The following is a 19,630-nucleotide window of genomic DNA, read 5'->3' on the forward strand; positions in this document are numbered from 1 at the left end:
CGCCTGCAACAGCCACCGACAGCCCCGTAACACCCCCTGATAATTGCCGGCGATGAAACTCCCCGCATTCCTTCGCACCTTCAGCACGCTGCAGCTGGCGCTGGGCGTGTCCATCGCCGTGCACGCTGCGCTGATCTCGGTGCGCTTCATCGACCCCGAGGGCTTCAACCGCGTGTTCCAGGACACGCCGCTCGAAGTCATCCTGGTCAATGCCAAGTCGAACGAGCGCCCGGACAAGGCCCAGGCGATCGCCCAGTCCAACCTGGCCGGTGGCGGCGATGCCGAGAAGGGCCGGGCCACCAGCCCCCTGCCCTACTCGGCCCTCACCGCCATCGGAGACGACTTCGAGGAAGCGCAGCGCAAGATGGACGCGATGCAGGAGCAGCAGGCCCAGCTGCTGGCCCAGTTGCGCAAGCAGCTCGCCACCCTGCCCGAGCCCGACCCGCGCAAGCCCAGCCAGAGCGCTGAACAGGTGGCCGAGCAGGAAAAGCGCCGCCAGCTCGTCAAGCTGCTGGCCGAGATCGAAAAGCGCATCAACGAAGAAAACTCCCGCCCCAAGAAGCGCTACATCAGCCCCGCCACGCGCGAGGAGGCCTACGCCATCTACTACGACGGCCTGCGCCGCAAGGTGGAAGACAAGGGCACCGAGAACTTCCCCGAACAGGGCGGCAAGAAGCTGTACGGCGAGCTCACGATGATCGTCACCGTCAACCACGACGGCCGTGTACTCGACACCGAGATCGTGCAAAGCTCGGGCAACGCCACCCTGGACCGCCGCGCCGAGGCCATCGCCCGCGCCGCCGGGCCCTTTGGCGCCTTCGACGCCGACATGCGCAAGAAAGCCGACCAGATCGCGATGGTGGCGCGCTTCAAGTTCACCCGGGACCAGACGCTGGAGACAAGCGTCAGGTAGCCCCCCTGAGTCGCCTGCGGCGCCTTCCCCCCAGGGGGACGCCGCCAGCAGCCTGGCAAAGCCAGTTCCGCGGCAGCCCTGGCCTGGCACCGCGCCCTGCATGCAGTATTTTTGTTCTTATGACATCTTCGTCTTTTGCACCCGACCTGTACTGCGTGATGGGCAACCCGGTAGCGCACAGCCGCTCGCCCGCCATCCACGCCCGCTTCGCCGAACTGACGGGCGAGTCCATCGCCTACGAACGCCGCCTGGTGCCCATGGACGGCTTTGCCCAGGGCGTGCGTGAGTTCGTCGCCCAGGGCGGGCGCGGCTGCAACGTCACCGTGCCGTTCAAGATCGACGCGCCCGGCCTGGCCACCGAATCCAGCGCGCGCGTGCAACTGGCGGGTGCGGCCAACACCCTCACCTTCCGCCCGGACGGCAGCATCTACGCGGACAACACCGACGGCCTGGGCCTGGTGGCGGACATCACCCGCAACGCCGGCGTATCGCTGGCCGGGCGCGACGTGCTGCTGGTGGGCGCGGGCGGCGCCGCGGCCGGCGTGCTGGGCCCCCTGCTGCTGGCCGGCGTGCGGCACATCACCGTGGCCAACCGCACGTTGGAAAAAGCCCAGGCGCTGGTGCAATCGCACAGCGCGCTGGCAACGCTACAAAAATCAGAGCTGGTAGCGCTTACCCCGCAAGCGGTAGAGGCCGATTTCGATGTGATCATCAACGCCACGGCCACCAGCCTGGCCGGCGCGGGCGTGCCCGTGGCGCCGCGCGTGCTGCGCCCTGGCAGCCTGGCCTACGACATGATGTACGGCCCCGCCGCGCAGGGGTTCCTCGACTGGGCCCGCCAGCACGGCGCCACGCCGCGCGACGGGCTGGGCATGCTGGTGGAGCAGGCGGCCGAAGCGTTCCTGCTGTGGCGCGGCGTGCGCCCGCCGTCGGCGCAGGTGCTGCAAGAAATGCAGCAGGCCGCTTGAGCGACGGCACTGCCATGATTCCCCTTGAACCGTTCACGCTGAGCCTGTCGAAGCGCAGCGCAAGGCTTCGACACGCTCAGCCCGAACGGTTTTGCAAGGGCATGCCCCTCCATACACAACACCTGACACAGGGAAAATCGCTGTCATGAAAGCCGTGCTGCGCTGGCTGGGACTGGTGGTGCTCGCTTTCGTGGCGCTGCAGCTGTTCTTCGTGGTCCGCATCGCGGCCATGACCGTGATCGACCCGGAATCCACCAGTTTCCAGCGCTCCGAAGCCTGGGCCCAGCTGTCCAGCACGGGCCATGTCCGCTGGCGCCAGGAATGGGTGCCGTATGCCGGCATTTCCGACACCCTCAAGCGCGCCGTGATCGCCTCGGAAGACGACGGCTTCGTCAGCCACGACGGCGTGGACTGGAACGCCATCGAAAAAGCCTGGGAGCGCAATGCCAAGGCCGAAGCGCAGGCGAGCAAAGCCCAGGCCCGCGCGCCAGACCGCCCGCAGCGCGCGCCCAAGATCCGCGGCGGCTCCACCATCACGCAGCAACTGGCCAAGAACCTGCTGTTGTCGGGCGAGCGCACGCTGCTGCGCAAGGGCCAGGAGTTCGTGCTGACACTGCTGCTGGAGCAACTGCTCTCCAAACAGCGCATCCTGGAGATCTACCTCAACAGCGTGGAATGGGGCGAAGGCGTGTTCGGCGCCGAGGCGGCCGCGCAGCATTACTTTCGCAAGAGCGCCAGCAAACTCAGCGCCGGCGAAGCCGCCCGCCTGGCCGTGATGCTGCCGGCCCCCAAGCGGTTTGAAAAAGCGCCAGGCTCGGCCTACCTGGCAGGGCGCACCCGCACGATCATGGCGCGGATGGGGAGTGCGGAGCTGCCGTGAGGGCACGTTACGTCATGAGGTATCAACCGGTGAAATTCACGCGAACAGAGCGTTGGGCGGCAATAGTCAACATTGCAATGGTCTGTCTCTTTAGCGTCTGGAGCCTCGGCGTCGCCTATGACGCACTTCCACTCTATGCTTGCTGCAGCGCTCCCTCGTATGCCGAGACCATCCTGGCAATACTGAACTTCCCGTCTTGGTTGCCTGCCTCGCTTGCGGCAAATGCTGTCTATGGCCACAGCTTTACCGAATTCGTGACAGTGAAGCAGCTAGCTTGGATCATTCTCTGCGTACCCCAGTGGTGGACCTATATCGCCATCTGTCGGTTTCTGAGAAATCGCAGGTGAGCTTCACAATAGAAATCGGTTTGTGCCGACCTTAGTTTCGACACTCGAAAAACTTATTGCCGTCTTGCCAACCGCAGCACCACCGGCACATCAGGCCGCAGCGTCACGTGCAGCTGCGGCGCACATGCCACTGCCGGCTCGGGCTGCCGCAGCGTGTACCGCTGCAGCAGCATGGCCGCCAGCAGCGTCATCTCCAGCATTGCAAAGTGCTGCCCGATGCACACGCGCGGGCCCACGCCAAAAGGGATCCACGCGCCCTTCTCGATGGGTGCCGCCCCCTCCATAAACCGCTCGGGCACGAACCGGTCGGCCTGTGCGAACCAGCGCTCGTCCCGGTGCAGCACCCACGGGGTGATGCGCAACATGGCGCCCCGCGGCACGGCCACGCCGCCCAGCGTGATGGGCGCGGTGGTGCGGCGGGTCATCAACGCAGCCACCGGCGGGTACAGGCGCAGCGCTTCCTTCAGGGTGGCGGTCAGCCAGGGCAATTGCGCCATGTGCTCGGGCCCCGGCGTGCCGCCTTGCAGCACGGTGTCCACCTCGGCGTGTGCGCGCCGGGCGGCCTCGGGGTGCTCGGCCATCAGGCGGCTCCACCACAGCAGGGCAGTGGCGCTGGTCTCGTGGCCCGCCTGAAAGCTCACCATGCACTGGTCGAACACCTCCTGCGGCGATAGCGGCTCGCCGGTGGTCTCGTCGTGCAGTGCCAGCAGCATGTGCAGCAGGTCGGCGCGCTCGGGCGCTGGCGGGCCTTGCGGAGCGCCTTTTTCTTGCCGGCGGACATCGATGTGCCGCTGCACCAGGCCGCGCAGGGCCTTCAGCGCGCGACGCTTGGCGGCCTTGCCGGGCAGGGGCAACCAGTCGGGCAGCGTGAACGGCATGAACATTTCGCGGAACGCGGCGGCCGACAAGGTCTGCGTGGCCCAGGCCGCATCGCGTGCATCGGCCTGCGCCGATTCGCTGAACAGGGTGCGCAGGATCACGTCCATGGCCACGTCGGTCCAGAGCGTGTCCATGGTCACCAGGGCCTCGGCCTGGCCTGCGGGCACGGCCGCGTCGAGCGCGCTGTGCGCCGCATCGGTCATGAGCTGCGCGTAGCCCGCCACGCGCCGGGGGCTGAAGGCGGGCATCAACATGCGCCGCTGCCGCTGCCAGATGTCGCCCTCGGTCACCAGCACGCTCTGGCCGAACACCTGCTCGAACACGGCGATGCCGCGCTCCCAGCGGATGAGCGAGTCGGCATGGGTGACGAGCGCCTCGCGCACCAGCGCGGGCGACATCAGGTCCCAGGCGTCTTCGTTGACGATGCGCATGCGGGTCAGATCGCCGTGGTCGCGCTGCAGGCGTTGCACGAAGCCCAGGTAGTCCGCCCGCATGGCGCGCAGTAGGGGCAGGCCCCACCAACGGTGGGGCGGGCCACCGGCTTTCAAGGTGGGAGCGGTGGGCGCTGGAGCCGCCAAAGAGGCCGAAGAGGCACCGGGCATGGGAGTGTGGACGGACGTGGTTGGGTTCATGCCGCCGATGGTGCGGGGCGATGGCGAGGCGGTCTTGAACGAATTCGACATCCGCACTGGCCTACACTCGCCGCGCATGGCCACCCTGGTTTCCTCTGCCGCACGCCAGCCCGATGGGCTGATCCCCTCGGGCCAGCTCTGGCTGGCGCGCCCCACGCTCGCGGCCTGCCTGCGCGGCACCATCGTGCGCAGCACGGTGGGCCATGTGCTCAGCGATGAGGACCGCATCAACCGCTTTCCGGCCACGCCGCTGTGCAGCCTGAGCTGGTGGTTCACCGGCCGCAGCGAACACCTGGTGCCCCAGCGGCCCGACACCATGGCCGACCTGAGCAGCCCGCGCGAGGCCTACCCCGGCCGCTGGGTGCTGGCAGGCCCGCAAACCCGCCCCAGCAGCAGCCATTGCGCCGGGCCCACCCACGCGATGATGGTGATGTTCATGCCCGATGCGCTGCACCAGCTCACCGGCCTGGAGCCGCAGGCGCTGACCGACCGCATGGTGGACGCGCAGACCCTGTTGCCGCCGGAGTGGATCGCGATGTGCGAGGCCGTGCAGCGCCAGGCCGACGACGCTGCCCGCCTGGAGTGCCTGGAAGACTTTCTGGAGCCCCGGTGGCAGGCCTGCCGCCCCACGCAACCGCTGCACACGCAACGCTACGGCGACTGGGCCGCGCACCTGGCGCAGCGCGCCGCCATGTCCGCCCCGGGCCGCAGCCTGCGCCAACTGGAGCGGCGCATCAAGCGCTGGGCCGGGCTGCCGCTGCGCGAGCTGCGCGGGTTTGGCAGGGCGGAGCAAGCCTTCTTCGACATCATTGCGGCCGAGACGGCAGGCGAGTCGGTGAAGTGGGCCGACGTGGCCGCCGGTGCGGGGTTTTCAGACCAGTCGCACCTGTGCCGCGTGACGCGGCGCATCACGGGGTATGCGCCGCAATCGCTGTACGAGGGCATCCACCGAAAAGAGGCTTTCTGGGTGTACAGAATTTGGGTGTAGCGGATGTTGGTACTGGATGGGCAGGTCGCAGCTGTCTTTTGCTCGTCCGTATAGCAAACGCCATGCTGCAGGGTGATCACGGTCCTGGTTTGTCGAGTTCCGCATCTGTCTGCGCTCTTTTTTATCTGTTGCAATTTGCACCCATTGCGCAGCCCGGTCTGTACGTGCGGCGGGTCTCGCATTCCAATCGGCGACACATCCAAAAACGCCATGCAATTTTCGATTTTTCAGAAACTCAAACTGATAGTTTTGTGCCTTTTCGCAGAAGGCATTTACTACATCCTGGCGCTCGTTCCTGTAGTGCCATTCACGCTGCTCAGCGCCATCTTTTATCCGCCCACCACTGCGCTGATGATCGGCGCCACGCTTTTTCTGGTGGTCATGTGGGCGGTCCGGCCAGACCCCATCGACGACCGGGATGCGATGGCCGTCGCACCGGGTAGCGTGCTGCACCAGTGGGTCCACGCGCTGTCGGAGGCCGTGGATGGGGGCAGGATTCACCGCATCGTGTTGACCGACGAGGTCAACGCTTCGGCCTATGTATCGCCCGGGTTCATGGGACTGGGCGCGCGCCGAACCCTCAGCATCGGGCTGCCCCTGTTGCAGTGCCTCTCCAGCCATGAAGTCAAGGCTGTGGTGGCGCATGAGCTCGGGCACTTTTCACGGCAGCACAATCGGGCGGGCCACTGGGTCTACCGCGTCAGGTACAAGTGGGGCATCTATCTGCTGGCACACAGGTCCGATGCGGACGGGTTCATCCAGTCGGCGCAAAAGCTTGTGGCCCGCTGGTTCATTCCGTACTTTCTGCGCCAGTCTTCTGCCTGGTCACACCAGTGCGAATACGAAGCCGACGCCTGCGCCCAGCGTGCGGGCCTGGCCAGCAGCCTGATCGATGCGCTGGTGAAGATGGAGCTGCACCAGCACATCGAGCAGCTTGCGATGCAGCGGGACTGGGTGCAATGGAAGCTCCAGTCAGACGCCCCGCCCCCGAACATCCTGGAGACCACCCTCGAACACATACAGCGTCACGCCGCGCCGTCCTTCGCCCCGATGCTGGCAGCGGCCCAGGCGCGCCCCACACGCCTGTACGACACCCACCCCCGCCTCCAACAGCGCGCAGACCACCTTCGCGTCACCATCGAGCCACCGCAGTGGCATGGCGCCTGCGCGGGTGCCGAAGCCTTTCCGAGCGACTGGGCGTCCATCTTTCAGGCGCACCAGGCGGCATGGGTCGGCAAGCACCGGGATGCGTGGTATTTCGCGCACTACCGATTGCGCTGGCTGCAGGCCCAGGCCGATGCCCACCCGAACGACGTGGCACTGCAGGCCGTTGCCATGGCGTCACTGTCCACATCCACCACGGCAGTGGACGCGCTGAGGGCGCTGGTGGCAGACCATCCTGCCAACGCTTACCTGAACTATGAACTCGGCTGCGCCTTGCTCGACAGCGACGATGAGGACGGCATCGACCACCTGCAGGCCGCCGTCCGGCTGAACAAGAAGATGGCGGTGCCAGCGCTGCGAAGAATCTCCGAGTACCGCTTGCAACGCGACTGCGCGCAAGCCATCGAACGGTCCATCCGAAAACTGGACGCGGCGTTGCGCTGGACAGACGCCTTCTTCGACCGGGACCTGTGGAGCCGGTTCGCCAACGAACCGCTGGAGCCTCTGGAGCCCGCGGCCCGGGCGCTATTTCGCGACGCGATCAGCGCAAACCCGCGGATAGACGGGTGTTGGGTGGGTAGCCTTCCATCCAGGCAGATCGATGGGCACCAGTTCAAAATCAATCTGGTCGTGTTCCGCATGGATGGGTCGGGTGAACTCTCGCCCCACCATACCGAAGACCACATGAAGGCGCACCTGGCCCACCTGCTGGACACGGTGACCAGGCCCGATGAGCTCAGCTGCGTGAAGGCGGTGTTCTACACCGAGCCGGTGAACCCCAGGCTTCTGCAGAACATCAACAAATACCCAGAGGTGTGCATTGCGCAACCTCTGGGTGCCGTGAACCAGAACGTGATCAGAATCGACGTGCTTTGAACGTGCTTTGAACGTGCTTTGAACGTGATTTGAAAGTGCTTTGATACAGGCCGAGCCTGTGGATCGCGTGTAGCAACGCCTGCAGCCAGCTCGCCGATTCCGATGCGCGTCACCCCATGATCGCACCCTTGACCATGCTCATCACCCCGATCGCGGGGTCGACGGCCTTGAAGACACCCACGGCGCCGGTCACGGCGTCTTTGGTGCGGCCTGCGTCGGTGAGCGCGCTTTCGTGCAGTTCGGTGGCCGAGGCCGTATCTTTACCGTCCAGCGAGCGGATCAACGCGGACGCCACCAGCCCGCCGTCGGGATCCAACGCAGTGCTTCCATGCTCTGGCTCCTTCAAGGCCATCACCTCCCCACGGACTTCGTCGAGGCTTTCCTTGAGCAATTCGCGGTCCAGATCGTCGGTCAACAGCCCGCCGACGGTGGACGCGACGGCCACCGCGGTGCCGACCGACGATGCCACCTTGCCCGCCAGGTCATAGGCAGCGGGCAAACCCGACAGCCCCGCGCTGACGGCGACCGAAGCCACTGCCAGGCCCACGCCCACCGTGATGCCTGTCCATTTGGCGGCAGTGGACGCCGTCTCTGCACTCACACCGCACCGGGTGAGTGCCCCATGCACCACGTTGGCCACGATGCTGTTGCCCATGGGCAGCTTCTCGTAGGGCGGAGGCCTGTGGTCGGCAATGGCTTCCATGTTGCGCATATTGCGGTAGGCGCAGACGGCATCGCCGGTGGAGACTGCGAAGTTCACGCAGGCCAGCGCCAGCAGCGGCGTGGCGCCGCCGAACGATATCGCCGTGAGGCCCACGGCCACACCCACCGCCACCGCCGAAAGCGCCACGCCCAGCGCCTTTTTCCAGAACGATGTCTTGGCGACATCCACGCCCTCTTGCCGGGCCTGCAGCAGCTTGTCGCCAGCCGCCAGAAGCTTGGTTTTGGCAGCGTCTGCCCGCGAAGGTGTCGAGGTCGTCGCGCCTTCGCGGACGGGCTCGGAGGCTACCGAGCGAACACGGTCGGCCTGCCCCGCCGTCACATCGCTGCGCGGTGGCGGGGGCAGCGTCAGTGAAACGGGTGCCTGCGTCGCAGCCGCCTGTGCCGTGCTGGCGGTTTGCTGCGCGGGCCCGCTGCCCGTGGTCGAGAACAGATTGGCCGGCCGGCCCATTCCAACGCCGATGGGAGAGCTCATGCTGCACCTCCGGTCAGGCTGGATAGGCGGGCTTGCGCGTGGGCGCGCACCAGGTGGTGCTCGGGGCTCAGGTAGCTCAATTGGATGCACGCGCGAAACGCTTCTTCGGCTTCCTGGGCGTTGCCCATCGCTTCCATGCATTCACCCAGGCGCAGGATGCAGCCCGCATTGGTGGCGTCCATCAGCAGCGCCTGTGCGTAGTGCTGTGCGGCCGCCTCATGGTGCCCCAGCATCTGCAAGGCCAGCGCATAGGCGAACTGAAAGCGCGGCTCCCAGGCGTCGTGCGTCACCAACAGGAGCAGGTCTTCCACCGCGTCCTGCGCACGGCCCTCGGCCAGGTGCTCGTAGGCCACGGCATAGAGCGCCTCCAGGTCATCGCCGGAAATCCCCTTGACCGAGGCCAGGGTGACTCCATGGTTGACGAAAGCATCGGCGATGCCTTCCGGGGTGCTGAGGTCGACGTGGTTTGCGTCGGATGTGGGGTTCATGGTCGTGCTCCTGCCTGGTCAATCCAGTGACCACTGAGTAACAGGCGGACGCCGGGAGTTCCTCACCCGGCGACTTCTTTGCGTGCAGCCCCCATTCAGCAGCGCCCAGCCCTGGCCTGCGCACCTCGCCCCGTATGATCCCGCCCATGCTTGCCAAGTTGATGAGTCTTCTCCTACTGGGGATCGTGCGGTTTCTGACCGGTTCCCAGGCCCGCTGGTATGGCTGCCCGCCCAAGGCCGAGCAGCGCATCTATTTCGCCAACCACCAGAGCCACGCCGACATGGTGCTGATCTGGGCCGCGCTGCCGGAGGAGCTGCGCAGCATCACCCGCCCCATCGCGGCCAAGGACTACTGGACCAAGACGCCGTTTCGGCAGTGGATCACCACGGCCGTGTTCAACGCCGTGTATGTGGACCGGCAGGCCACACCCGCGCGCCCGCCCGCTCCGGTGGCAGCGGTAGCCCCGGACATCGGAAGCGTGATCGACGCCATGGCCACCTCGCCATCAGACGCAGACACCGCGATGGCCGGCGGCCCCGACCCGTCGCCCGAAGCCCCACCCCGCGCGCCCACCCCAGAGGAGCTGCGCACGGCCCTGCCTGAATCGGACCCGCTGGCACCGCTGGTGCGCGCGCTGGAGAGCGGCGACTCGATCGTGATCTTCCCGGAAGGCACGCGCGGCCACGGCGACGAGCCGCAGCCGTTCAAGTCGGGCCTCTTCAAGCTGGCGCAAATGTTTCCGCAGGTGGTGCTGGTGCCCGCCTGGATCAACAACGTGCAGCGCGTCATGCCCAAGGGCGAAGTGGTGCCGGTGCCCATCCTGTGTTCGGTGACGTTCGGCGCGCCGATCGCGCTCGAATCCGGCGAAGAACGCCGCCCCTTCCTCGACCGCGCACGCCGCGCGGTGATCGCCCTGCGGGAAGTTTGACCACCATGAACGACTTCCTTCGCAATCTCACCGCCACGCAGCAGATCGGGGCGCTGTTCCTGGCCGTGTTCGGCATCCTGTCCATCGTCACCGTGTGGGCCTTCGTGCGCAATCTGCGCGAGCATGCCAGCGACGACCCGCAGGCCGAAGCCCGCGTCGTGGAGGCCAAGCGCTTCTGGGGCCTGCTCAAGACGTCCTGGATGATGGCCACGGTGTTCTGGGTGGGCTGGGTGCTGGGCGAGACCGTGGCCACCGTGCTGTTCGCCATCGTGGCGTTCTTTGCACTGCGCGAGTTCATCACGCTGTCGCCCACGCGGCGGGGCGACCACCGCAGCCTGGTGCTGGCGTTCTTCGTGGTGCTGCCGCTGCAGTTCTGGATCGTGGGCAGCAAGCACTTCGATTTGTTCACCGTGTTCATCCCTGTCTACGTGTTCTTGGCGATCCCCGTGGTGAGCGCGCTGGCCAACGACCCGCAGCGCTTTCTGGAGCGCAATGCCAAGCTGCAATGGGGCATCATGGTCTGCGTGTACGGCATGAGCCACGTGCCCGCGCTGCTGCTGCTCGACTTTCCGGGCTACAAGGACAAGGGTGCGTTCCTGGTGTTCTTCCTGGTCTTCGTGGTGCAGACCTGCATGGTCGTGCAGCACCTGCTGGGCCGCCGCTTTCCGCACAAGCCTGTGGCACCACAGGTGAGCCAGAGCTTTCAATGGACCAGCTGGCTCGCCGGCGTGGCGGTCGGCGGGCTGATGGGCGGGCTGCTGACCTTCATCACCCCTTTCAAACCCGGCCAGGCACTGGGCATGGCGCTGCTGGCCTGCGTGGCCGGCAGCCTGGGACACCTGGTGATGAAGGCCCTGAAACGCGACCGCGGCATCACGAGCTGGGGCATGCAGGGCATGTCGGTCACCGGCGCGGGCGGCCTGCTCGACCGGGTGGACGCGCTGTGTTTTGCGGCACCGGTGTTCTTCCACTCGGTACGGTGGTACTTCGGTTTATAAGAGAAAAAGCCTTCTACCGCTTGATAGACAGGCGCTAGCAGCTACAAAAATAATAGCAAAACAATAGCAATGCGAATTCTCGGCATCGACCCTGGCCTTCAAACCACCGGCTTCGGCGTGGTGGACATGGACGGCCACAAGCTCAGCTACGTGGCCAGCGGGACCATCCGCACCACCACGCTGGCGCTGGGTGACCTGCCCGGCCGCCTGAAGATCTTGTTCGACGGCATCACCGAAGTGGCGGCCCGCTACGAGCCCGATGTGGCCTCGGTCGAGATCGTGTTCGTCAACGTCAACCCCCAGTCCACCCTGCTGCTGGGCCAGGCGCGCGGCGCGTGCATCACGGCACTGGTGGCGAGCAACCTGCCGGTGGCCGAGTACACCGCACTGCAGATGAAAAAAGCCGTGGTGGGCCACGGCCGCGCGGCCAAGAGCCAGGTGCAGGAGATGGTGCGCCGGTTGCTACATTTGCCCGGCCTGCCGGGCACCGACGCGGCGGATGGCCTGGGCATGGCCATCACCCATGCGCATGCGGGGGCCGCCATGAGCCGGCTGGGTGAGGCGGCCACGCTGAATCGGCGGCAGCATGCGATGTACAAGGGGGGGCGGAGTTATTGAGGGCCGGGGCCCATGCCAGGCCCGCAGGCACGTCGGCCGACACCGGTCGCCCGCAGCGCCGCTCATCCGCTGTAGCCGAACTGGCTCGTCGGCTTGTACCCTGCAATTCGTGGTCAGGAAAACACGTCGCGCGTAAAAATCAATGGCACTGCACAAATTTGTGCGACGAACCCGCAGCCGCTTCGCGGCCGACACGCCGTGCCAGCACCAAAAGCTCTGGATCTGCAGGAAAGCTTGCTCCGGTGCCAGGCCAATAGAAGCCGCGAGGTCCAGAACACAAAGTTAGTATCTGGGGCTTGCTGTCAATGACTGCCGATTCGCCACGCTCTCCCCACACCTCGTACCGGACCTGCCGAACAGCATTGCCGCGAAACGTTTCTAGCACGCGTGCGTGATAGACAGTGCGTTCTTCGGTGTATTCATCTTGACCCGCTGATGCGCCTTTCTTCGGGCGCACAGGCTCGATATCAACGCGGGTATGAATGACAAGTGCTGAATAGGGTGTCTGTGCGACAGCCCTCTCCAGCGGCTCCTTGAGGGACGGGGCGGCCTCATTGGCATGGGGCAGAGGAACCTGGGCCCATACCACCGGAGCCGCAATGCCCGCCCCGAGAAGCAGCATCCAACATAACCTCAAACTCTTGCGCCGCATCACGACTCCCTTCCAGCATTTCCCGCAGTCCCTTGATAGACAGGCAGCGAGGTCCCAGTCCCGGCTCCCAGGGGGAACACAAAAGCGTCCCACACAGTCGCAGGATACTTTTTGATGTTCACCTCGTTGTCTTGATTGCCGCCCAGAACATAGTAGTCCTTGCCATCGCGGCTCTGTCCCACGGCGAATGCTACGTGCCCACCACCAGTCCGGCTTTTCACACAGATGGCGCCATAAACAGGTGCTTTGAGCGCAGTACCAAATTTGGCCCACTCCAAGGCTCGGTAAGCATCCCTGGGTGGTGCGTAGCCATGCTTAGCCATGACCCACGCAACAAACGATCCGCACCACGCGTCCAGTTTTCCTGAATCATCTTTGGCCCAGTGCTTGGAAGCCTTGTGGTACTCCATGATCCGCGGATTGGCCTTTGAGCCAACTACCTCCTTCTGCCCGATTTCACTTTCGGCAGTCGCAATCCAAGGTGCCCCCAAGTCTGCACTAGTAGGTGCCGGATTGGTCAATGCAACCTTTGTATGCAGGGTGTTTTCCGCGTCTGCCCGACACATGAGCTCCGTCATCGTCTTGCTGCCGGGCCGAATCAAACCATCCGGACGCGACATACCTATGCTGCGTTGAAAGGCCTGAATCTTGAAAATGGTCCGCGCCCCAGGCGAGCCGTCAGCAACCAATTGCTGCGCTCCTGGCATATCGATCTCGTTGAGCAGCCGCTGCACGATCATGGTGTCGTTCAGGGAGTTGCGGCCGCCTTGGCCAACGGTGTCCGTGATCATCGGGTTTCCTATGCCTTCGCCGGCTGTCCAAGTTTTTAGAGATTGTTTGCTGCGCACAGGCTGTCATGAACAGCTGATGAGCTCGCGGCGAAGGATAGCGACGGAAGCCTTGGTTTACAGGCGGTTAGACGTCTGCAGATGTAAGAGCTGTGTGCCGATGCTCAATTCGCAAACCCGCTTGTCCGACTCCATCACACTCAAGACAACAACACTCTGCGTGAGACTGAAATCCGCAGCAGCGCTTGATGCGCGATAGCGGACAGCCATCTAAAGATGAGCATTAAAAAACTGCGCGGGGAGCCATATGCCGAAGTGCAAATTTTTAATACACAGCCGAATCGACGCTCAAGCTCTTTTACAGGCAACCGGATATGGGACAAGGCGCTCACCGCCCCAACCCCCGCTTGAGCTCCTTGAGCAACAACAACACCTGGTTCGACGCATGCCGACAGCTGCTGTTGAGCAACTGCACCGCCTTTTGCTGCTCCCCCGCCTGGAAGATCGTCACCACGTCGGCCGCCTGCTGGTGAAAGTACTTGTGCCGCGCGACCAGCATCGCGAACGCCGGAAAATGCCCCAGGCGCACCTTGCCGGTGCCGTAGAGCCAGCGGCCCAGGTCGCAGCGGTCGTCCTGGCAGATGCGCTCGGGGCGCATGACCTCTTGCGAGCGGCCGTTGACCATGTCCTGCAGTTGCAGGCGCCACCGCTCGTGGCTGGCGATGGCGGCGTCGATGTCGATCTCGGTCATCAGCATCGACGCGTACTCGGCATCCAGCACCAGTTCGCTGCCGTTTTCCTCCAGGGCCCAGGTGGTGTCGGGGCTGGCGGGATCTTGTTCCTTGATCTTGAACAGGCGGCTGAAAAAACCCATGCTAATTACCGGTAAAGGCCCCGTGCACGGGGCCGAAAATCGTCCCGCCAGAAATGGCTTGAAACATTTTGTGTCGCCCGAGCATTTTTGGCTATCAAAAAATTGCGCCGTGCCTGTTCGGCCCGAAGGCAACCCTTCTGGCGCAGCCGGCTCTGGTGACCCTGCCGGCACAAATACCTTGCGCGCAAGACAATAGGTGCATGACTTCCACCGCACCCCGTTCCGCCCTGTCCATGCTTGACCTGGTTGCCGTCCGCGAAGGCGGCACGGTGGCCGAGGCGCTGCAGATTGCCCTGCGCACCGCACAACATGCTGAAAAACTGGGTTTTGCCCGCTACTGGCTGGCCGAGCACCACAACATGTCGGGCATCGCCAGTTCGGCCACCGCGGTGCTGGTGGGCCACATCGCGGGCGGCACGTCGCGCATCCGCGTGGGTTCGGGCGGGGTGATGTTGCCCAACCACGCACCGCTGGTGGTGGCCGAGGCCTTTGGCACGCTGGCCGAGCTGTTCCCCGGCCGCATCGACCTGGGCCTGGGCCGCGCGCCGGGCACCGACCCCGCCACCATGCGTGCGCTGCGCCGCAGCCGGGTGGAGACGGCCGATGATTTTCCGCAGGACGTGGCCGAGCTGCAGCGCCTGCTGGCGCCCGAGGTGCCTGGCCAGCGCCTGATCGCCATGCCGGGTGCGGGCACCAATGTGCCGATCTGGCTGCTGGGCTCGAGCTTGTTCTCGGCGCAGCTGGCGGCCGAGCGCGGCCTGCCCTATGCGTTTGCATCGCACTTTGCGCCGCGCCTGCTGCACCAGGCGATCGACCTGTACCGCAACCTGTACCGCCCGTCTGCCGCGTGGCCCAAGCCGTACCTGGCCATCGGCGTGCCGCTGATCGCAGCGCCCACCGACGACGAGGCGGAGTACCTGGCCAGCAGCACCTACCAGCGCGTGCTGGGCATCCTGACGGGCGACCGCCGCCGCCTGCTGCCGCCCATCGACAACTTCGCTGCCCGCCTGCAGCCGCAAGAGCGCGCCGCGATTGGCGACTTTCTGGCGGCAGCGGTCATCGGCGGGCCCGAGACCGTGCGCGCAGGCCTTGCGCAGCTGGCCGAGTCCACCCAGGCTGACGAGTTCATGCTGGTGAGCGACGTGTGGGACCCGGCCCTGCGGTTGCGCTCGCTGGAGATTGCGGCAGAGGCCCACGCGGCCCTTGGGGTGCCCGCCAGCGGGCCGGCAGTGGCCGCCTGAAGCCGGAGCGCAGCGGGCGACACGCCGGCGTCTGCGCAAGGAGGTCACGCAAAGCACCGCGCAAAGGGATTGCGTGACGCAGTCTGCGAAACGGCCCACGGGTAGCGGCTACCATCTCGGGCTACCGAATGCTCCGCCGGTGACTGCCCCCAACCGGGCAGCCGGCACACAGACAGACCGCCTCTTCACGCCCCACGCCCACGCCGCATGCCCGCTTTTTCCTTTGAAGCCCTGGACGCCCAGGGCCAGACCCGCAAGGGCCTCATGGAGGCCGACACCGCCAAGGCCGCGCGCGGCCTGCTGCGGGCCCAGGCGCTGGTGCCCCTGTCGGTGGAGATGGTGCAGACCGGCCAATCGACCCAGGGCGGCGCTCCCGGCCTCGGCCAGCGCCTGTTCACCCGGCCCGTGTTCGGCGCCACGGCGCTGTCCATCTGGACGCGCCAGCTTGCGGGGCTGGTGTCGTCGGGCCTGCCGCTGGAGCGCGCACTGACCGCGTTGTCGGAAGAGGCTGAGGACGAGCGCCAGCGCCACCTGGTCGCGGCCCTGCGGGCCGAGGTCAACGCCGGCGCGTCGTTTGCGCGGGCGCTGTCGCAGCACCGGCGCGAGTTCTCGGACATCTACTGCGCCGTGATCGGCGCGGGCGAGCACAGCGGCAACCTGGGCCTGGTGCTGGAGCGGCTGGCCGACGACCTGGAAGAGCGCCAGGCGCTCAAGGCCAAGCTGATGGGCGCGGCGCTCTACCCCGCCATCGTGACCATCGTCGCCATCGTGATCGTCCTATTCCTGGTGGGCTACGTCGTGCCGCAGGTGGCCAGCGTGTTTGCGGGCACCAAGCGCGCGCTGCCCTTCCTGACCGTCGCCATGCTGGGCATCAGCGCCTTTGTGCGCAACTACGGCTGGGCGATGCTGCTGGCCCTGGTGGTGCTGGGCAGCGCCGGGCGCTGGGCGCTGACCATCAGCTCGGTGCGCGAAAGGTTCGACGCCGCGTGGCTGAATTTGCCCCTGGTGGGCAAGCTGGCGCGCGGCTACAACGCCGCGCGGTTTGCCAGCACGCTGGCCATGCTGTCGGGCGCCGGGGTGCCCATCCTCAAAGCGCTGCAGGCCGCTGCCGAAACCCTGAGCAATCAGGCGCTGCGCGCCGACGCGCTCGATGCGCTGGTGCTGGTGCGCGAAGGCGCGCCGCTGGCCTCGGCCCTGGCGCAGAAAAAGCGCTTTCCGGGCCTGCTGTCGATGTTCGCGCGGCTGGGCGAGCAGACCGGCCAGTTGCCGGTGATGCTGCAGCGCGCAGCACGCCAGCTGTCCACCGAGGTGCAGCGCCGCGCCATGGCACTGGCCACCATCCTGGAGCCGCTGCTCATCGTGGGCATGGGCCTCATCGTCATGATGATCGTGCTGGCCGTGCTGCTGCCCATCATCCAGCTCAACCAGTTTGTGAAATAAGAAAAGCAGCCCGGCGCCGCGCCCCTGCGCTGGGCGGCCCGCCGGGCGGCAATGGACGTTAGGAAATACCATGGCGTTGACTCTGGACGACAAGCTCGTAGTGGCGATCTCCTCACGGGCGCTCTTCGACTTCGAGGAAGAAAACCGCATCTTCGACCCGCTGGACCCGCGCCCCTACATGGAGCTGCAGCAGCAGCGGCTGCATGTGCCGGCCAAGCCCGGCGTGGCGTTTCCGCTGGTGAACAAGCTGCTGGCCTTCAACACGGCCGATGCGCGGCCGGTGGAGGTGGTCATCCTGTCGCGCAACGACCCGGTGAGTGCGCTGCGCATTTTTCATTCGGCCCACAACGCCGGATTGCCGCTGGAGCGCGGCGTGTTCACCCAGGGCCGCGACCCGTTCAAGTATCTGCGTCCGCTGGGCGCGCACCTGTTCCTGTCGGCCAACGAGAAGGACGTGAGCGAGGCGCTGGCGCTGGGCTTCCCGGCGGCGCGGGTGCTCACCGATTCGGCTGCGGCCGGCTCCAACTACCCGAACGAGCTGCGCATCGCCTTCGACGGCGACGCGGTGCTGTTCTCCGACGAGGCCGAGCGCGTGTACCAGGCCGAGGGGCTGGCGGCGTTTCAACTGCACGAGATCAGCAAGGCGGCGCTGCCCCTGTCAGGTGGCCCGTTCAAGCCACTGCTGGCCGCCCTGCACCAGTTGCAGCAGCAAGCCGGCGCCGCAGGCATGAAGCTGCGCACTGCGCTGGTCACGGCCCGCAGCGCGCCCGCCCATGAGCGCGCCATCAACACCCTTCTGAAATGGAACCTGGCCGTGGACGAAGCCATGTTTTTGGGCGGTCTTGAAAAGGGCCCGTTCCTGCGCGAGTTCGAGCCCGACTTCTTCTTCGACGACCAGACGGGCCATGCGACGTCCGCCGCGCGCCATGTGCCAGCGGGCCACGTGAACAGCGGCATCTCGAACCCGCTCAAGGCCGACGGCCAGTAGACGCCGCCGCCGGGCGCCTGAGCGCACCGCAACCCGTGCGCACCGGCCTGAAAAGTTCTGCAAAGCCCCTGCAACACTGGGTGAAGGCTGCAAAGCCCCCGTTGCAATCCGCGGGCTGGGGGCCCACCTGTGACACCATGCCACCATCACGACCTTGCGTCGAAGGAGCCTGTATTGCCCAAAACAATTTCAAACACGTCACTGGCATCGATCACATCCATCGCGTCCATTGCCTCCATCGTTCTGGGTGCCACTGCGTTTTGCAGCAACGCGTTCGCGCAGCAGCCAGCGAACGCGAAAGCGCCACCACCTGCCGCAGCCACCACTGCGGTGCCCGACGAATCGCAGCCCGGCCTCTCCAAAGGCGAGATCAAAGCGATCCGCGAGTTCAAGATGCTGGACTTCAACGGCGACGGCAAGCTGAGCCGGTCTGAGGTCAAGCTGTTCCCCCGCCTGGCCGCGGCTTTCGATGATGCGGACACAGACCACGACGGCTTTGCGTCGTACGCGGAAGTCCGCGCCTTCGCCGCCAAGTACCGTGCCGAGCGAGACCGCAAGAAGGCCGAGCAGGCTGCTGTCAGCCCGCAGTCATCGGCACCAGCAGCCGCAGCCCCGGCACCAGCCCCAGCCCCGGCACCGGCGCCAGTCACAACACCAGTTCCGACAGCGGCACCGGCCTTGGCGTCCGAGCCACCGCCGGCAGCCCCCTTGCCGAAAGCGTCTTCAGCCCAGCCCTGAGTGGGCGCCGGCATCGGTCTTGGGTACCTGGGAGTGGTAAAGCTTGGGCCGGATCGGCGTGGCATGGGATGACATGGGTTCACCATCGACCAGCTTGGTCGCTGGCTGGCCCAGCAAAGCCCAAGCGGTGCCAGTGCAGCTGCTTTTCTGATCAAAAATGGCCAAAAATAGCCTCTACCGCTTACTCAGCAAGCGCCGACAGCTATATTTTTAATAGCAATTCCATCGAACACCCAGCAGACGGTGAGAGCGGCCCACCCTACCCACGGCAGCCGGCCCCCCCGCTGCCCGCCTCTGGATCGACCTGCCGCAACCCACGTCAAAAGCCCCATCCAAAAAGAAAAAGCGCACTGCGAACCGCACTGCGCTTTTTATTTGGGCGACGGACGAACCTGTCGGCGGCCTACAGCCCGCCCGTGCGCTTGACCTTCGGGTCCGAGTAGATCAACGGCTCGTTCTTGGCCTGCTGTGCCAAGCGCTCCTGCAGGGTCATCTTGTTGATGTCCTGGGCCACTTCCACCGCGCTGCCGCTGGCGCGCCACATGGACTGGATCAGCTCGAGCAGCTGCTTGTAAATGGGCTCCTTGGGCGGCTCCGGCGGCTCTTCGACGGTGTTCTTCTTCTTGACCTCGGTCCAGTCGCGGTTGGCGGTGTCGGGGTTGGACGGCTTGTCCGGCTCTCGCACGATGGCGCCCTCGCCCAGCCGGTCCATGGACTCGACGGGGTTGGGAGCGTTGACAGGACGCACGGGTGGCGCGCCCGAGGCCCCGGTGGAATACAAATCAGCGCCCTGAGGACGCCAACTCGGCGATCGGTCGACAGGTGGCATTTGCATGACGAGGGCCCGGTAGTTGGTAAAAACGTGCAGAGGGTCTTTCACCTTCTTCGTACTTCATTACGGCAAAAAGAAAGGGAAATTTAGGTCTTTTTCACCGATCAAACAAAAAATAGGGTTTTCCCTAGGTGTTTGATGGCGTTTGCAACCGCCCGCGGGCCTTAAGACGGCCTTGAGCCGCCATAGGTGCGGTTCTCAG

18 protein-coding genes are annotated in these 19,630 nt (G+C 65.6%); 12 read left to right on the top strand and 6 right to left on the bottom strand.

The window, feature by feature from the left end; genetic code table 11:
* Positions 1–52 precede the first annotated feature (52 nt).
* The 3 genes from ACSQ3N_RS21805 to mtgA all read left to right on the top strand — a co-directional run bounded on the left by ACSQ3N_RS21805 (position 53) and on the right by mtgA (position 2,761).
* Positions 53–913, top strand: a complete 861-nt coding sequence (locus ACSQ3N_RS21805) for an energy transducer TonB (protein ID WP_436147431.1) — start codon at positions 53–55, stop codon at positions 911–913.
* Positions 914–1,032: 119 nt separating this feature from the next.
* Entirely contained in the window at positions 1,033–1,881 is an 849-nt protein-coding gene (aroE, locus tag ACSQ3N_RS21810) for a shikimate dehydrogenase (RefSeq protein ID WP_436147432.1), read from the top strand.
* Between the two features lie 145 nt (positions 1,882–2,026).
* Positions 2,027–2,761 (top strand): monofunctional biosynthetic peptidoglycan transglycosylase, encoded by a 735-nt coding sequence (mtgA, locus tag ACSQ3N_RS21815; RefSeq protein WP_056417582.1) that lies wholly within the window; start codon positions 2,027–2,029, stop codon positions 2,759–2,761.
* 400 nt (positions 2,762–3,161) lie between these two features.
* Here mtgA and ACSQ3N_RS21820 read toward each other — a convergent pair whose 3' ends face one another.
* Positions 3,162–4,670: a cytochrome P450 gene (locus ACSQ3N_RS21820; protein ID WP_436147433.1), complete on the bottom strand. Its 1,509-nt coding sequence runs from the start codon at positions 4,668–4,670 to the stop codon at positions 3,162–3,164.
* A gap of 25 nt (positions 4,671–4,695) precedes the next feature.
* On the opposite strand from ACSQ3N_RS21820, the gene ACSQ3N_RS21825 reads away from it, so the two are divergent.
* Together ACSQ3N_RS21825 and ACSQ3N_RS21830 are read left to right on the top strand one after the other, a co-directional pair.
* On the top strand, positions 4,696–5,607 hold the full coding sequence (locus tag ACSQ3N_RS21825; RefSeq protein WP_436147434.1) for an AraC family transcriptional regulator: 912 nt from the start codon (positions 4,696–4,698) through the stop codon (positions 5,605–5,607).
* Between the two features lie 210 nt (positions 5,608–5,817).
* Positions 5,818–7,647 carry a M48 family metalloprotease gene (locus tag ACSQ3N_RS21830; RefSeq protein WP_436147435.1) on the top strand — a complete coding sequence of 610 codons (1,830 nt, stop codon included), beginning with the start codon at positions 5,818–5,820 and terminating at the stop codon, positions 7,645–7,647.
* Between the two features lie 109 nt (positions 7,648–7,756).
* On the opposite strand, the gene ACSQ3N_RS21835 is transcribed toward ACSQ3N_RS21830, so the two are convergent.
* Positions 7,757–8,842 (bottom strand): hypothetical protein, encoded by a 1,086-nt coding sequence (locus ACSQ3N_RS21835; RefSeq protein WP_436147436.1) that lies wholly within the window; start codon positions 8,840–8,842, stop codon positions 7,757–7,759.
* Positions 8,839–9,330 (bottom strand): tetratricopeptide repeat protein, encoded by a 492-nt coding sequence (locus tag ACSQ3N_RS21840; protein ID WP_436147437.1) that lies wholly within the window; start codon positions 9,328–9,330, stop codon positions 8,839–8,841. Before ACSQ3N_RS21840 ends, ACSQ3N_RS21835 begins: the two co-directional genes overlap by 4 nt.
* A gap of 146 nt (positions 9,331–9,476) precedes the next feature.
* On the opposite strand from ACSQ3N_RS21840, the gene ACSQ3N_RS21845 reads away from it, so the two are divergent.
* From ACSQ3N_RS21845 to ruvC, 3 genes are all read left to right on the top strand, one after another.
* Positions 9,477–10,259 (top strand): lysophospholipid acyltransferase family protein, encoded by a 783-nt coding sequence (locus ACSQ3N_RS21845; protein ID WP_436147438.1) that lies wholly within the window; start codon positions 9,477–9,479, stop codon positions 10,257–10,259.
* Between the two features lie 5 nt (positions 10,260–10,264).
* On the top strand, positions 10,265–11,257 hold the full coding sequence (locus tag ACSQ3N_RS21850; RefSeq protein ID WP_436147439.1) for a phosphatidate cytidylyltransferase: 993 nt from the start codon (positions 10,265–10,267) through the stop codon (positions 11,255–11,257).
* A 69-nt stretch (positions 11,258–11,326) separates the two neighbouring features.
* The gene (ruvC, locus tag ACSQ3N_RS21855) at positions 11,327–11,875 is read left to right on the top strand and encodes a crossover junction endodeoxyribonuclease RuvC (protein WP_436147440.1); all 549 of its coding nucleotides are present in this window, start codon (positions 11,327–11,329) and stop codon (positions 11,873–11,875) included.
* Between the two features lie 651 nt (positions 11,876–12,526).
* Here the strand turns inward: ruvC and ACSQ3N_RS21860 are convergent.
* Both ACSQ3N_RS21860 and ACSQ3N_RS21865 read right to left on the bottom strand, forming a co-directional pair.
* Positions 12,527–13,318, bottom strand: a complete 792-nt coding sequence (locus ACSQ3N_RS21860; RefSeq protein ID WP_436147441.1) for a TIGR02594 family protein — start codon at positions 13,316–13,318, stop codon at positions 12,527–12,529.
* A 385-nt stretch (positions 13,319–13,703) separates the two neighbouring features.
* The gene (locus tag ACSQ3N_RS21865; RefSeq protein WP_056167334.1) at positions 13,704–14,189 is read right to left on the bottom strand and encodes a CZB domain-containing protein; all 486 of its coding nucleotides are present in this window, start codon (positions 14,187–14,189) and stop codon (positions 13,704–13,706) included.
* A 200-nt stretch (positions 14,190–14,389) separates the two neighbouring features.
* Here ACSQ3N_RS21865 and ACSQ3N_RS21870 point away from each other — a divergent pair, with 200 nt between their 5' ends.
* From ACSQ3N_RS21870 to ACSQ3N_RS21885, 4 genes are all read left to right on the top strand, one after another.
* A complete protein-coding gene (locus ACSQ3N_RS21870) occupies positions 14,390–15,430 on the top strand; it encodes an LLM class flavin-dependent oxidoreductase (protein ID WP_436147442.1) in 1,041 nt (346 codons plus the stop codon).
* Positions 15,431–15,637: 207 nt separating this feature from the next.
* The gene (gene gspF, locus ACSQ3N_RS21875; RefSeq protein ID WP_436147443.1) at positions 15,638–16,870 is read left to right on the top strand and encodes a type II secretion system inner membrane protein GspF; all 1,233 of its coding nucleotides are present in this window, start codon (positions 15,638–15,640) and stop codon (positions 16,868–16,870) included.
* Positions 16,871–16,940: 70 nt separating this feature from the next.
* Positions 16,941–17,858, top strand: coding sequence for a 5'-nucleotidase (locus ACSQ3N_RS21880; RefSeq protein WP_056167325.1), 918 nt, complete (start codon positions 16,941–16,943; stop codon positions 17,856–17,858).
* Positions 17,859–18,032: 174 nt separating this feature from the next.
* On the top strand, positions 18,033–18,596 hold the full coding sequence (locus tag ACSQ3N_RS21885; protein ID WP_436147444.1) for an EF-hand domain-containing protein: 564 nt from the start codon (positions 18,033–18,035) through the stop codon (positions 18,594–18,596).
* 403 nt (positions 18,597–18,999) lie between these two features.
* Here ACSQ3N_RS21885 and ACSQ3N_RS21890 read toward each other — a convergent pair whose 3' ends face one another.
* Entirely contained in the window at positions 19,000–19,431 is a 432-nt protein-coding gene (locus tag ACSQ3N_RS21890; protein WP_436147445.1) for a hypothetical protein, read from the bottom strand.
* Between the last annotated feature and the right edge of the window lie 199 nt (positions 19,432–19,630).

Source organism: Acidovorax sp. LjRoot194 (genome assembly GCF_964253015.1).
Lineage (GTDB): Bacteria > Pseudomonadota > Gammaproteobacteria > Burkholderiales > Burkholderiaceae_C > Acidovorax.

Bases quoted from the DNA above. Each gene is read 5' to 3' on its own strand.
- ACSQ3N_RS21845 (WP_436147438.1), top strand. From the start codon at position 9,477: ATGCTTGCCAAGTTGATGAGTCTTCTCCTACTGGGGATCGTGCGGTTT.
- ACSQ3N_RS21865 (WP_056167334.1), bottom strand. From the start codon at position 14,189: ATGGGTTTTTTCAGCCGCCTGTTCAAGATCAAGGAACAAGATCCCGCC.
- ACSQ3N_RS21880 (WP_056167325.1), top strand. From the start codon at position 16,941: ATGGCGTTGACTCTGGACGACAAGCTCGTAGTGGCGATCTCCTCACGG.
- gspF (WP_436147443.1), top strand. From the start codon at position 15,638: ATGCCCGCTTTTTCCTTTGAAGCCCTGGACGCCCAGGGCCAGACCCGC.
- ACSQ3N_RS21825 (WP_436147434.1), top strand. From the start codon at position 4,696: ATGGCCACCCTGGTTTCCTCTGCCGCACGCCAGCCCGATGGGCTGATC.
- ACSQ3N_RS21870 (WP_436147442.1), top strand. From the start codon at position 14,390: ATGACTTCCACCGCACCCCGTTCCGCCCTGTCCATGCTTGACCTGGTT.
- mtgA (WP_056417582.1), top strand. From the start codon at position 2,027: ATGAAAGCCGTGCTGCGCTGGCTGGGACTGGTGGTGCTCGCTTTCGTG.
- ruvC (WP_436147440.1), top strand. From the start codon at position 11,327: ATGCGAATTCTCGGCATCGACCCTGGCCTTCAAACCACCGGCTTCGGC.
- ACSQ3N_RS21835 (WP_436147436.1), bottom strand. From the start codon at position 8,842: ATGAGCTCTCCCATCGGCGTTGGAATGGGCCGGCCGGCCAATCTGTTC.
- ACSQ3N_RS21860 (WP_436147441.1), bottom strand. From the start codon at position 13,318: ATGATCACGGACACCGTTGGCCAAGGCGGCCGCAACTCCCTGAACGAC.
- ACSQ3N_RS21820 (WP_436147433.1), bottom strand. From the start codon at position 4,670: ATGTCGAATTCGTTCAAGACCGCCTCGCCATCGCCCCGCACCATCGGC.
- ACSQ3N_RS21850 (WP_436147439.1), top strand. From the start codon at position 10,265: ATGAACGACTTCCTTCGCAATCTCACCGCCACGCAGCAGATCGGGGCG.
- aroE (WP_436147432.1), top strand. From the start codon at position 1,033: ATGACATCTTCGTCTTTTGCACCCGACCTGTACTGCGTGATGGGCAAC.
- ACSQ3N_RS21830 (WP_436147435.1), top strand. From the start codon at position 5,818: ATGCAATTTTCGATTTTTCAGAAACTCAAACTGATAGTTTTGTGCCTT.
- ACSQ3N_RS21805 (WP_436147431.1), top strand. From the start codon at position 53: ATGAAACTCCCCGCATTCCTTCGCACCTTCAGCACGCTGCAGCTGGCG.
- ACSQ3N_RS21840 (WP_436147437.1), bottom strand. From the start codon at position 9,330: ATGAACCCCACATCCGACGCAAACCACGTCGACCTCAGCACCCCGGAA.
- ACSQ3N_RS21890 (WP_436147445.1), bottom strand. From the start codon at position 19,431: ATGCAAATGCCACCTGTCGACCGATCGCCGAGTTGGCGTCCTCAGGGC.